Origin of the sequence: Streptomyces sp. CB02980 (assembly GCF_014451325.2) — a bacterium.
Lineage (GTDB): Bacteria > Actinomycetota > Actinomycetes > Streptomycetales > Streptomycetaceae > Streptomyces.
In genome coordinates this window covers 64,023-75,959 of record NZ_JACSCH020000011.1, presented here as the reverse complement: position 1 = coordinate 75,959, position 11,937 = coordinate 64,023, and the positions used below count along the sequence as shown (strand labels likewise).

The window sequence follows — 11,937 nt, the reverse complement described above, 5'->3', positions numbered from 1 at the left end:
CGTGGGTCATTCTTGGGGTATGGATGCCGTGCGTGGTGGGTCCCCGGGGAAGGGGCGGAGTCGCGGCCGAGGGCCGCGCTCGGCTCTGGTCGGCGTGGTCGCCGCCCTCGTCGTGGGTTTCACCGCCTCGGCCGGTTGCGCGGGCGGTGGCGGCAGCGGTGCGGATCGCAGTGCCGGTACGTCCACCGGCGCGCCCGGGCCCGTGTCGCTCGTTCCCCCGGTCTCCGCCCCTCCCCCGACGCCCTCGATCGCTTCCCCCGTGTCCCGGGTCGCCGCCCCTCCCCCCACGCCCTCCCCCGCGCCCTCCACCTCGGCGGCCCCCACGCCCCGTGGGCCCGTCGCCGCCGAGATCTCCATACCCTCGATCGGTGTCGAGGACCTCGACGTCCTGCCGTACGAGGGGACGACCGACGACCGCGCGGGCACCCGTATCCAGGACCGTGGCGTCGCCGCGAGTCCCCACGGCGCGCAGGGCGGTGTGGGGCCGGGTGAGGTCGGCAATTACCTGGTGACCGCCCACCGGCTCTCCGCCGGCGGGCCCCTGCGTGAGCTTCCCTCGGTCGAGGTGGGCGATCCGGTGCACGTCACCGCCGACGGCACCGTCTACACCTACGAGATCGTCGAGACCCGGACCACGTCGTTCCGCTCGGCCCGCTCGCTCGCCGAGCAGCGGGCCGCCGTGCCGGGCGAGCCGGGCGAGCCGCCCACCCGGGCCATGATCACGCTCTCCACCTGTGCGACCCCCGAGGACAACGCCGCGGGCAACTTCTGGCGGGACGCCCAGCACAACCCCGAGCACCGCATCGACAAGATCGGTGTCCTGACGTCCACGCGGCCCGCGTAGTGTCCCGGCGCGTCAGCGCAGGCGGTGCGGCAGGCGGACGCGGACCAGCGTGGTGTCCACATCGCTGTCGACCAGGCGCCCGTTCGCGTCGAAGGCCGCCGGGCCGTCCGTCATGCCGAAGTCGTTGTCGTTGAGGAGGACCAGGGTCGAGGAGCCCTCCACCGCGATGCCCTCGATCTTGCCGGGGACGCCCTCGACCGTGTTCAGGTCGACCACCAGGCGCTTCGCCAGGACCGGGGCGTCGGCGGCCGCCTCGTCGTCGAGCTGCTCCAGGGCCGGGCTCGCCGTCGTGTCCCACGGGGAGCCGAGGATGTCGGCGCCGCGGCGGAGCCGTACCTCGTGGACGCGGGAGGACTTGTCCGTGCGCTCCTGGACCAGGAGGCGGTCGCCGCCCAGAGCCACGATCGAGGAGATCTTCAGCTCCGACGTCTTCGTCTGGCCCGGCTCCACGACGCCCACCGGGTCGAAGCGGTACGCGTACTCCGCCGTGACCCGGTTCTTGCGGGTCGAGAAGCGCAGCAGGCGGGTGTTGCGGGAGTCCTCGCCGGCGGCCTTGTCCGGGTTGAGGAGCGGGCTCTGCAGCGCCATCACCAGGTCGCCGTCGGGGAGCAGCGCCAGGCCCTCGAAGCCGCGGTTGACCTTGCGCTTGAGGAAGATCGACGGGAGCGACTCGATCACCGGGTAGTCGGCGCCGGTCAGGTTGAGCCCCTTGGGCACGTGGCGGGCGAGGACCCGGCCCTTGGCGGAGACGTGCACCAGCGACGGGCCGTACTCGTCCACCAGCCAGAAGCTGCCGTCCCGGTCCCGTACGAGCCCCTCGGTGTCGAGGCCGTTCACGTTGTACGCGAGCGGGGTCGTGGCGTTGTAGTCGTACGGGGCCTCGTCGCGGCCCGGCTGGTTGGGCAGGCCCGTGACGGGCGCGCCGGAGGCGGTGGTGAGCGGGATGGACCTCAGCACCTGGATCCGGCCGCCGGTCGCGCGGACCTTCACGATCGCCGGGTCGAAGCCGGGCACCGGGAACGTGCGCCGCTTGTCCTTGCCGACCGCTATCTGGCCGTTGGGGCCCCGGTCGGTGACCGTCCAGTACTCGCCGCGCCGCTCGGCCGGGTACAGGTCGCTGCCGATGCCGCCCAGGTCGACGTCCCGGTCGTCGTCGACGCTGCCGGGCAGCAGGCCGTTGCTGAAGGCGGCCAGCGGAATGTCCGGCAGGGTCGAGGTGGAGACGACCCGGGCGGCGGAGCCGTGCCGCGCCGGCTCCGCCTCGGCCGTACCCATGACCACCGTCAGCGCGAGCGCGGCGGACAGCGGAAGAACCACGGCGGCGGGCCGGCGCATGAGGCGCGGATTCATCTGAACTCCCTTTGAACACATGGAATGTCGCCCATGGAGGCGGCCTCATGGTCCAGTTCCGGCCACAACGGTGGGCGTCGGGTGTGCGACGTCGGGGCGAGCCCTGGGTGAACGCGCGACTCCGGCCCGCGGGTGTCCGTGCCAGGGGGGACAATCGCGCCATGGTGATCAGCGCGCGCGCCCTCAACCGCTCCACTCTCGCCCGGCAACTCCTCCTCGACCGGGTGCCGATCGGCGTCGGGGACGCCGTACGCCGGGTGGTGGCGCTGCAGGCGCAGCAACCGGGCTCGCCCTACGTGGCGTTGTGGAACCGCGTCGCCGGCTTCGATCCCGCGCTGCTCGACAAGGCCGTGGAGGGTTTCGAGCTCGTCAGGTCGACCCTGATGCGGCTCACGCTGCATCTGGTGCACGCCGAGGACTACCGGGCGTTCCGGGAGGGCATGGAGCCGACCCTGCGCGGTTCGCGGCTCCACGACCCCCGGTACAAGGCGGCGGGGTTCACGGCCGACGACGCCGACGCGCTGCTGCCCGCTCTCCTCGACTTCGCCGGGGAGGCCCGGAGCGGAGCACAGATGCGGGAGCGCCTCGAAGCGGCGCGGGGCGGGCCGGTGGAGGCCGTGGTGTGGCGGATGATGCGGCAGTACGCGCCGCTGTGGCACGCGCCGACGGGGCCGCCGTGGTCGTTCGGGGCGGCGCAGTCGTTCGTGACGGCGAGCGCGCCGCTGCCCGTGCTCGGTGATCCGGAGGCGGCGACGGCGGGGCTCGCCGTCCTGATCCGGCGCTATCTGGAGGGTTTCGGGCCGGCGTCCGTACCCGACATGGCGCAGTTCACGCTGGCACCGCGGGGGAAGGTACGTGAGGCCGTACGGCTTGTCGAGGGCGAGCTCGAGCGGTTGGAGGGGCCCGGAGGGATCCTCCTGTACGACGTACCCGGGGCGCTCCGGCCCGAGGAGGACGTCCCGGCGCCGCCCCGTCTGCTGGCGATGTGGGACAGCGTCCTGCTGGCCTACGCGGACCGCAGCCGCGTCATCCCGGCCGAGTACCGCAAGCACGTGATCCGCGTGAACGGCGACACGCTGCCCACGCTGCTCGTCGACGGGTACGTGGCCGGGGTCTGGCGCCCCGTCGAGGGAGGCATCGAGGCCTCGGCCTTCCACTCGCTGCCCGACCGGGTCTGGGCGGAACTCGCGGAGGAGGCCGAGGCGCTCGACGGCTTCCTCGCCGCCCGTGACCGTCGTGTCTACAGCCGCTACGACCACTGGTGGGTCAAGGGGCTGCCCACGGTGGAGACCCGGGTGCTGCCGGGGCGCTGACCGCCCCCGGGGGCCGGCACCGGGGTCGCCGGCCCGCCGGCCGGGGCTCAGCCCTTCGCCGCCACCAGCTGCTTGAGGGCGATGTTGAGCCGGAGGACGTTGACGCGGGGCTCGCCGACGAAGCCGAGGATGCGGTCGTCGGTGTGGTCGGCGACCAGCTTGTCGACCGCCTTGACGTCCAGCTCGTTCACCTCGGCGATCCGGTGGACCTGGAGCTTGGCGTACTCCGGGGAGATGTGCGGGTCCAGGCCGGAGCCGGAGGAGGTGACCGCGTCGGCGGGGACGTCCGACGGCTTCACCTCGTAGTCGGCCGTCGAGTTGTCCTTGATGACGGCGGCCTTGGCGGCCTTGACCCACTGGATCAGGTCCGCGTTGTCGCCCGAGCGGTTCGTGGCACCGGAGAGGATGATCGAGTACCGGGTGTTGACGCTGTTGGAGCCCAGGCCGTTCGACGGGCGCGGCTGGAACCACTTCAGTTCCGGGGACGCGGTCTCCTCCCCCTCCTTCATCGGCAGGCTGTAGGTCTGGCCGATCAGTTCCGAGCCGACGACCCTGCCGCTCGCGTCGGTGACCTCGGAGCCGTTCGCCTTGCCGGGGAAGGCCACCTGGGCGATCCCGGTGACGGCCAGCGGGTAGAGGACACCGCACACGACGGTGAGGACGAGGAGGGCGCGAAGGCCCGCCCAGAGCACGCGGCCGGTGTTTCCTACGGAGTTGTTCATCGTGGTCAGCCGATTCCGGGGATGAGGGAGATGAGCAGGTCGATGATCTTGATGCCGATGAACGGGGCGATCAGGCCGCCGAGTCCGTAGATCCCGAGGTTGCGCCGGAGCATCGAGTCGGCGCTGGACGGCCGGTAGCGGACGCCCTTGAGGGCGAGCGGGACCAGCGCGATGATGATCAGCGCGTTGAAGACGACCGCGGAGAGGATCGCGGACTCGGGCGAGGTCAGGCCCATGATGTTGAGCCTGTCGAGGCTCGGGTAGGCCACCGCGAACATCGCGGGGATGATCGCGAAGTACTTCGCCACGTCGTTGGCGATCGAGAAGGTCGTCAACGCACCGCGTGTGATGAGGAGTTGCTTGCCGATCTCGACGATCTCGATGAGCTTGGTCGGGTTGGAGTCGAGGTCGACCATGTTGCCGGCCTCCTTCGCGGCCGACGTGCCCGTGTTCATCGCGACACCGACGTCGGCCTGCGCGAGCGCGGGGGCGTCGTTGGTGCCGTCACCGGTCATCGCGACCAGCTTCCCGCCCGCCTGCTCACGCTTGATGAGGGCCATCTTGTCCTCGGGCGTCGCCTCGGCGAGGAAGTCGTCGACGCCCGCCTCCTCGGCGATCGCCTTCGCGGTCAGCGGGTTGTCGCCCGTGATCATGACCGTACGGATGCCCATGCGGCGCAGCTCGTCGAACCGCTCCCGCATGCCCTCCTTCACGACGTCCTTCAGGTGGATGACGCCGAGGACGCGCGCGCCCTTGTCGTCCTCCAGAGCCACCAGCAGCGGCGTGCCACCAGCCTGGGAAATCCGGTCCGTGAGCGCCTGCGCGTCCTCGGAGACACTGCCGCCCCGCTCCTTCACCCACGCCACGACCGAACCGGTCGCGCCCTTGCGCACCCTGCGTCCGTCCACGTCCACACCCGACATGCGGGTCTGGGCGGTGAACTCGATCCACTCGGCACCGGCCAACTCGCCCTGATGGCGCTCTCGAAGGCCGTACTTCTCCTTCGCCAGGACCACGATCGAGCGGCCCTCGGGCGTCTCGTCGGCGAGCGAGGACAGCTGGGCGGCGTCGGCCAGCTCGGCCTCCGTCGTCCCGGCCACCGGGGCGAACTCCGAGGCCTGGCGGTTGCCGAGCGTGATCGTGCCGGTCTTGTCGAGCAGCAGCGTCGACACGTCGCCGGCGGCCTCGACCGCGCGGCCCGACATGGCGAGGACGTTGCGCTGCACGAGCCGGTCCATGCCCGCGATGCCGATCGCGGAGAGCAGCGCGCCGATCGTCGTCGGGATCAGACACACCAGCAGGGCCGTGAGGACGATGAGCGAGGTCTGCTTGTCGGCGCCCGCGTAGATCGCGAACGGCTTGAGCGTCACGACCGCGAGCAGGAACACGATCGTCAGCGAGGCGAGCAGGATGTTAAGCGCGATCTCGTTCGGCGTCTTCTGCCGGGCCGCGCCCTCGACCAGGCTGATCATCCGGTCGATGAAGGTCTCGCCGGGCTTCGTCGTGATCTTCACGACGATCCGGTCGGACAGCACCTTCGTGCCGCCCGTCACCGCACACCGGTCGCCGCCGGACTCGCGGATCACCGGGGCGGACTCGCCGGTGATGGCGGACTCGTCGACGCTGGCGACGCCCTCGACGACGTCACCGTCGCCGGGGATGATGTCGCCGGCCTCGCAGACGACCAGGTCGCCGATGCGCAGCTCCGTTCCCGGGACCCGCTCCTCGTTCGTGCCGATGAGACGGCGGGCGACGGTGTCGGTCTTGGCCTTGCGCAGGGTGTCGGCCTGCGCCTTGCCGCGGCCCTCGGCGACCGCCTCCGCCAGGTTGGCGAAGATCGTGGTCAGCCACAGCCAGGCCGTGATCGCCCAGCCGAACCAGTCCCCCGGGTTCTTGACCGCGAGCACGGTCGTGACGATCGAGCCGATCAACACCACGAACATGACAGGGGACTTGACCATGACCCGCGGGTCGAGCTTCCTGACCGCGTCCGGGAAGGACGTGACCAGCTGCTTCGGGTCGAACAGTCCGCCGCCGACGCGTCCGGCCTCGGCCGGCCGGCCGCTGGGCGCCCCGGACTGCGGGAGCCGGGTGGGAGTGATGGTGCTCATGCTGCGAGCCCTTCGGCGAGCGGTCCCAGCGCGAGGGCCGGGAAGTAGGTGAGACCGGTGATGATGAGGATCGTGCCGACCAGCAGGCCGGTGAACAGCGGCTTCTCGGTCCGCAGCGTGCCCGCCGTCTCCGGTACGGGCGTCTGCTCGGCCAGCGAACCGGCCAGCGCGAGCACGAACACCATCGGCAGGAACCGGCCGAGCAGCATCGCGATGCCGATGGTCGAGTTGAACCACTGGGTGTCCGCGTTCAGACCGGCGAAGGCCGAACCGTTGTTGTTCGCACCCGAGGTGTAGGCGTAGAGGATCTCGGAGAAGCCGTGCGCGCCGGAGTTCGTCATCGAGTTCGACGGTGTGTCCAGCGCCATCGCGACCGCCGTGAAGCAGAGCACCAGGGCGGGGGTGATCAGGATGTAGCAGGCCGCGAACTTGATCTCGCGGGTGCCGATCTTCTTGCCCAGGTACTCCGGGGTGCGGCCGACCATCAGGCCGGCGATGAACACCGCGATGATCGCCATGATCAGCATGCCGTAGAGGCCGGAGCCGACGCCGCCGGGCGCGATCTCGCCGAGCTGCATGCCCAGCATCGTGATGCCGCCGCCGAAGCCGGTGTACGAGGAGTGGAAGGAGTTCACCGCTCCCGTCGAGGTCAGCGTGGTGGCGACCGCGAAGATCGACGAGCCGCCGATCCCGAACCGGGTCTCCTTGCCCTCCATCGCACCACCGGCGATGTCGAACGCCGGGCCGTTGTGGGCGAACTCGGTCCACATCATCAGCGCCGTGAACCCGAGCCAGATCGCGGCCATCGTGCCGAGGATCGCGTACCCCTGCTTCAGCGAGCCGACCATCCGGCCGAACGTCCGCGTCAGCGCGAAGGGGATGACCAGGATCAGGTAGATCTCGAAGAGGTTCGAGAGCCCGTTGGGGTTCTCGAAGGGGTGGGAAGAGTTGGCGTTGAAGTAACCGCCGCCGTTCGTGCCCAGCTCCTTGATGACCTCCTGCGAGGCCACCGCCCCGCCGTTCCACTGCTGTGTCCCGCCCATGAACTGGCCGACCTCGTGGATGCCGGCGAAGTTCTGGATCGCGCCGCAGGCCACCAGGACCAGCGCGCCGATCACCGAGATCGGCAGCAGGATGCGGACGGTGCCCCGGACCAGGTCGGACCAGAAGTTGCCCAGCTCACCGGTACGGGACCGGGCGAAGCCGCGCACCAGGGCGACCGCGACCGCGATGCCCACCGCCGCCGACACGAAGTTCTGCACCGCCAGGCCGCCGGTCTGCACGACGTGGCCCATGGCCTGCTCGCCGTAGTACGACTGCCAGTTGGTGTTCGCCACGAAGGACGCGGCCGTGTTGAACGCCTGGTCCGGGTCGATCGACACGAAGCCGAGCGAGCCGGGCAGCGAACCCTGCACCCGCTGGAGCAGATAGAGGAAGAGGACGCTCACGGCGGAGAAGGCGAGGACTCCGCGCAGGTAGGCGGGCCAGCGCATCTCCACCGACGGGTTGGCGCCGATGCCCTTGTAGATCCACTTCTCCACCCGGAGGTGCTTCTCGGAGGAGTAGACCCTGGCCATGTAGTCACCCAGCGGGCGGTACGAAAGGCCGAGTGCGACCAGAAGAGCGAGGAGCTGGAGGACTCCAGCAAGAACGGGACTCATGATCGGCCTCAGAACCTCTCGGGCTTGACGAGGGCGAGGACGAGGTAGCCCAGGAGGGCGGCGGCCACCAGCAGACCGACGATGTTCTCGGCACTCACAGCTTGGCCACCCCCTTGGCGATGAAGGCCACCAGCGCGAAGACCGCGATCGTGGTGACGACGAAGGCCACGTCGGCCATCGTGAGCTCCCGGATGCAGGAAGAAGGAAGAACGGATTCTCGGACGAGACGAGGAAACCTCTCCCCTGCTGCCTCGCCGCCTCCGTTGACGTGCCCCTAACGCCGCCCATGCCCGTCTTGACGCGTCCCGTACGTCCGGGTGACCTGGCCCACGGGTTTCGGCCTCCCCCGGGTTCGGTGCTCGCCCATTGCCAGTGGCCGGAAGGGGACATATCTTCGAGCGAAACCTACGGACCGGGATGCTCGTCAGTCCCGGGGCGGCCCGCCGTTCACGGGCCGGACGGCGGGGAGCGGAACCCTCGGGGACGACGGGGGACGCTGGACGCCGGGCGTACGGGATATCCGTATCCACGTACCCGCAGGAGCTGAGCAGCATGAGCAAGCACGTCCTGGCGCAGAACCAGTACGGCAAGGCCGAGAACCGCATCGTCGCCGTGACCCGCAAGGGCGACGACGGCGCATGGCACGAGATCCGCGACCTGAACGTGTCGGTGGCGCTGCGCGGTGAGTACCGCGACGTCCATCTGACCGGCGACAACGGCAACTGCCTGCCGACCGACACCACCAAGAACACGGTCTACGCCTTCGCCAAGGAGCACGGCGTGGCCTCCCCCGAGGCCTTCGGCATCCTCCTGGCCAAGCACTTCGTGACCTCGCAGGCGGTGATCCACGAGGCGCAGATCCGGGTGGAGGAGTACACCTGGGAACGGATCTCCGTCCCCACCCGCAAGGAGCAGCACTCCTTCGCCCGTAAGGGCCAGGAGGTCCGCACCGCGCAGATCACCTACTCGGCGAACACCGGGCTCCAGGTCCTCTCGGGCCTCAAGGACCTCACCGTCATGAACTCGACGAACTCCGAGTTCCACGGCTTCATCAAGGACAGGTACACGACGCTCCAGGAGGCGTACGACCGGATCCTCGCCACCAAGGTCACCGCCCGCTGGGCGAACTCGGCCCCGGCGGCCGCGGACGAGGAGCACGACTGGGACCGCTCGTACCAGAAGGTGCGCCGTCACATGCTGGAGGCGTTCGCGGAGACGTACAGCTACTCGCTCCAGCAGACGCTGCACGCGATGGCCGACCGGGTCCTGGACAACGTCTCCACGGTCAACGAGGTCCGGCTCAACCTGCCGAACAAGCACCACTTCCTGGTGGACCTGGAGCCCTTCGGCCTCAAGAACGACAACGAGGTCTACTTCGCGGCGGACCGGATGTACGGCCTCATCGAGGGCACCATCCACCGTGACGGCGTGCAGCCGGTGATCGCGACCGGCGACTGGATCACCGCCTGAGGAACCGGATCACCACAGCCTGGCCGTCTCCACTCCCAGCCATACGGCTCCGAGTCCGGCGGCCAGGCTCGCGGCGACGTTGAGCACCGCGTACCCCTTCGCCCCGTCCTCGTACAGCTTCAGCGTCTCGTACGAGAAGGTCGAGTACGTCGTGAGCGCCCCGCACAGGCCCGTGCCGAGCAGCAGATGGATCTGGGCCGACGTCACCCCGGTGAGCAGTCCGAGGAGGAACGAGCCGGCGACGTTCACCGTGAACGTGCCCCAGGGGAACCCGGGACCGAAGCGGGCGCGCGCCGCGCGGTCCGTGAGGTAGCGCAGGGGCGCGCCGACGGCGGCGCCCGCGACGACCAGCAGCCAGTTCACGCCCGCCCCACCCGGCCCCGTCCCGCCCTCGCGCGGACGGCCCTGGTGCCGGCGACCCCGGCCCAGACGGCGGCGAGCGCGGTGACCAGGGTGCCGCCGAGGTAGAGCAGACCGCGCGTCGGGTGCCCGGCGCTCAGCAGCCGCTCGGTTTCGAGGCTGTACGTCGAGAAGGTGGTGAACCCGCCGCAGAATCCGGTGCCGAGGAAGGGCCGGAGAAGTGGGTGCGGGGGTGCCGTCGACCACTCGGTCGGCCGCTCCGTCACCAGGACCATCAGCGTGCCGAGGAGTGCGCACCCGACGACGTTCACCGTGAACGTGGTCCACGGGAAGGCGCCTTCGGGGGTCGGCCAGACGAGTCCCGCGCCGTAGCGGGCGGATGCGCCGAGGGCGCCACCGGCGGCCACCACCCCGACGACCGGCAGTTCCGCGCGCAGTCCCATGGCCGCAAGCCTACGAGGGACGGGTCAAGGCGAGGCGCACAGGCACGGCCCCCGGCCTGGGGCATTAACCGGGGTCCGGCCCGTGCAGCCTCGCTCTGCGATGGTCCGGCCACGCCCTGCGACCGGTCAAAGCCGGTCCTGCGAGTCTGTCAGATCCCCCACGGGGTATTCCGGAGGGCCGTGGCAAGGCGCGGGCCGGCCACCGGCGGTGGGCCGTGGGAGGGCCTTGGGCACGCCTCCGACCTGCGACGACACGGCGGGGGGTGGTCCGGTCACCATCCGACGGCCGATTCGGGTGCCGGGTACACCTCGCCGCCGGAGGGCGTGTCGGGCGACGGTGGTGGAGCAGCGGGAGGGAGCTGCGCAACCTTCGGGCAGGAGTGTCGTGAGTACATCCGTCGCAACCAAGCGCAGGGCCGTGACCGGGTCCGTTCCGCCGGCCGTTCCCCTGGACGTCGTCAGGTCCGTCGGCGCGCCCGGCTCGCGCGAGGACGTCTACGCCGAGCTGTGTGCCGCGCTGTTCTCCGGCTTCCCGCGCCGGGACCAGCGTCTGAAGGCCGAGCAGTATCTGCACGGCCTGCTCACCGCGCAGGGCCGCAAGTCCATCCGTAACATCGCCGCTCAGATAGGCGGTCCCGCCGCCGAGCAGAGCCTGCACCACTTCGTGTCCAGTTCCACCTGGGACTGGCAGCCGATGCGGGCGGCGCTCGCCCGCTACCTCGAGCGCAACAGCTGCCCGCAGGCCTGGGTGGTGCGGCCGATGCCGATACCGAAGGCCGGGGAGCACTCGGTGGGTGTGGACCGGCGGTTCGACCCGGAGCGCGGGCAGGTCTTCCACGGCCAGCAGGCGTTCGGCGTGTGGTTCGCGAGCGACGAGCTGAGCGTGCCCGTCAACTGGCGTCTCTTCCTGCCGGACCCGTGGGTGAACGACCGTACGCGGCGTGATCGCGCGGAGGTTCCGCAGGAGGCCGGCGAGGAGACCCTGGAGGAGTGCGCCGTCGCGGCGGCGCTCGACACGGCCCGCTGGTCGGACGTGACCCGGAAGCCGGTGCTGCTCGACATCCGGGGCGGCGCGGGGCGGGCTGCCCTGACCCGGCTCGCCGGTGCGGGGGTGCCGGTCGTGGCCCGGATCGGTCCGGGTTCCCGGTTGGCGATCGCCGACCGTTCGCTGCCCGGCTTCGGGGCCGGTCCGCTGTCGGCGCTCCAGATCCTGGAGTCGCTCAAGGGTCTGCGCAGGCCGGTGAGTTGGGTGGACACGGTGGCCGGTGCGCGGACCTCGCGCACCTCGCTGGCCACGGCGGTGCGGGTGGCGCTGCCCACGCCGGGCGGCGAGCGGATGCGTCCGCTGGTGCTGCTCGGCGAGTGGGACGACCCGCGGCGGCCCCCCGCCCGGGTGTGGATCAGCGATCTGACCGGTTCGCCGGTCGGCTCCCTGCTGCGGCTGACGAAGCTGGCCCGCCGGGTGGAGCGGGACTTCGTGGAGGTCGGCGAGGGGGCGGGTCTGCGGGACTTCGTGGGCCGCTCGTTCCGCGGCTGGCACCGGCACATCACGCTGGCCTCGGCCGCCCACGCGGCGACGGTCATGGCCGCCACCGACTGGGAGGCGTCCTACGGCTCCGGCTACGGATCAGGACGTACGGCGCGTACGGCGAGCTGAGCCGCA

At 70.7% G+C, this 11,937-nt stretch carries 11 protein-coding genes; 4 read left to right on the top strand and 7 right to left on the bottom strand.

Going from position 1 to position 11,937, the window contains the following annotated elements:
• The first annotated feature begins 19 nt into the window (after nucleotides 1–19).
• On the top strand, nucleotides 20–844 hold the full coding sequence (locus E0F75_RS22945) for a class E sortase (protein WP_194481529.1): 825 nt from the start codon (nucleotides 20–22) through the stop codon (nucleotides 842–844).
• Between the two features lie 12 nt (nucleotides 845–856).
• Here the strand turns inward: E0F75_RS22945 and E0F75_RS22940 are convergent, their stop codons facing one another.
• Entirely contained in the window at nucleotides 857–2,194 is a 1,338-nt protein-coding gene (locus E0F75_RS22940) for an esterase-like activity of phytase family protein (RefSeq protein ID WP_187624446.1), read from the bottom strand.
• Between the two features lie 161 nt (nucleotides 2,195–2,355).
• On the opposite strand from E0F75_RS22940, the gene E0F75_RS22935 reads away from it, so the two are divergent.
• Complete coding sequence (locus E0F75_RS22935) at nucleotides 2,356–3,507, top strand: winged helix DNA-binding domain-containing protein (RefSeq protein WP_187624445.1); 1,152 nt, start codon at nucleotides 2,356–2,358, stop codon at nucleotides 3,505–3,507.
• Between the two features lie 47 nt (nucleotides 3,508–3,554).
• Here the strand turns inward: E0F75_RS22935 and E0F75_RS22930 are convergent, their stop codons facing one another.
• Genes E0F75_RS22930 through kdpF form a run of 4 tightly spaced genes read right to left on the bottom strand, consistent with a single transcriptional unit; the run spans nucleotide 3,555 to nucleotide 8,099 of the window.
• Nucleotides 3,555–4,229 carry a potassium-transporting ATPase subunit C gene (locus E0F75_RS22930; protein WP_187624444.1) on the bottom strand — a complete coding sequence of 225 codons (675 nt, stop codon included), beginning with the start codon at nucleotides 4,227–4,229 and terminating at the stop codon, nucleotides 3,555–3,557.
• A gap of 5 nt (nucleotides 4,230–4,234) precedes the next feature.
• The gene (gene kdpB, locus E0F75_RS22925) at nucleotides 4,235–6,340 is read right to left on the bottom strand and encodes a potassium-transporting ATPase subunit KdpB (RefSeq protein ID WP_187624443.1); all 2,106 of its coding nucleotides are present in this window, start codon (nucleotides 6,338–6,340) and stop codon (nucleotides 4,235–4,237) included.
• Nucleotides 6,337–8,001: a potassium-transporting ATPase subunit KdpA gene (gene kdpA, locus E0F75_RS22920; protein ID WP_187624442.1), complete on the bottom strand. Its 1,665-nt coding sequence runs from the start codon at nucleotides 7,999–8,001 to the stop codon at nucleotides 6,337–6,339. The genes kdpB and kdpA overlap by 4 nt, the downstream gene beginning before the upstream one ends.
• An 8-nt stretch (nucleotides 8,002–8,009) precedes the next feature.
• Nucleotides 8,010–8,099, bottom strand: a complete 90-nt coding sequence (gene kdpF / locus E0F75_RS22915) for a K(+)-transporting ATPase subunit F (RefSeq protein ID WP_033204243.1) — start codon at nucleotides 8,097–8,099, stop codon at nucleotides 8,010–8,012.
• 454 nt (nucleotides 8,100–8,553) lie between these two features.
• On the opposite strand from kdpF, the gene pucL reads away from it, so the two are divergent.
• Nucleotides 8,554–9,471, top strand: coding sequence for a factor-independent urate hydroxylase (pucL, locus tag E0F75_RS22910; protein WP_187624441.1), 918 nt, complete (start codon nucleotides 8,554–8,556; stop codon nucleotides 9,469–9,471).
• Nucleotides 9,472–9,480: 9 nt separating this feature from the next.
• On the opposite strand, the gene crcB (E0F75_RS22905) is transcribed toward pucL, so the two are convergent.
• Both crcB (E0F75_RS22905) and crcB (E0F75_RS22900) read right to left on the bottom strand, forming a co-directional pair.
• Nucleotides 9,481–9,834 (bottom strand): fluoride efflux transporter CrcB, encoded by a 354-nt coding sequence (crcB, locus tag E0F75_RS22905; RefSeq protein WP_187624440.1) that lies wholly within the window; start codon nucleotides 9,832–9,834, stop codon nucleotides 9,481–9,483.
• Nucleotides 9,831–10,274: a fluoride efflux transporter CrcB gene (crcB, locus tag E0F75_RS22900; protein ID WP_187624439.1), complete on the bottom strand. Its 444-nt coding sequence runs from the start codon at nucleotides 10,272–10,274 to the stop codon at nucleotides 9,831–9,833. Before crcB (E0F75_RS22900) ends, crcB (E0F75_RS22905) begins: the two co-directional genes overlap by 4 nt.
• A gap of 385 nt (nucleotides 10,275–10,659) precedes the next feature.
• Here crcB (E0F75_RS22900) and E0F75_RS22895 point away from each other — a divergent pair, with 385 nt between their 5' ends.
• Nucleotides 10,660–11,931 (top strand): transposase, encoded by a 1,272-nt coding sequence (locus tag E0F75_RS22895; protein ID WP_037639756.1) that lies wholly within the window; start codon nucleotides 10,660–10,662, stop codon nucleotides 11,929–11,931.
• The last annotated feature ends 6 nt before the right edge of the window (nucleotides 11,932–11,937 follow it).

Bases quoted from the DNA above. Each gene is read 5' to 3' on its own strand.
- E0F75_RS22945 (WP_194481529.1), top strand. From the start codon at position 20: ATGGATGCCGTGCGTGGTGGGTCCCCGGGGAAGGGGCGGAGTCGCGGC.
- crcB (WP_187624439.1), bottom strand. From the start codon at position 10,274: ATGGGACTGCGCGCGGAACTGCCGGTCGTCGGGGTGGTGGCCGCCGGT.
- kdpB (WP_187624443.1), bottom strand. From the start codon at position 6,340: ATGAGCACCATCACTCCCACCCGGCTCCCGCAGTCCGGGGCGCCCAGC.
- pucL (WP_187624441.1), top strand. From the start codon at position 8,554: ATGAGCAAGCACGTCCTGGCGCAGAACCAGTACGGCAAGGCCGAGAAC.
- E0F75_RS22930 (WP_187624444.1), bottom strand. From the start codon at position 4,229: ATGAACAACTCCGTAGGAAACACCGGCCGCGTGCTCTGGGCGGGCCTT.
- E0F75_RS22940 (WP_187624446.1), bottom strand. From the start codon at position 2,194: ATGAATCCGCGCCTCATGCGCCGGCCCGCCGCCGTGGTTCTTCCGCTG.
- E0F75_RS22935 (WP_187624445.1), top strand. From the start codon at position 2,356: ATGGTGATCAGCGCGCGCGCCCTCAACCGCTCCACTCTCGCCCGGCAA.
- kdpA (WP_187624442.1), bottom strand. From the start codon at position 8,001: ATGAGTCCCGTTCTTGCTGGAGTCCTCCAGCTCCTCGCTCTTCTGGTC.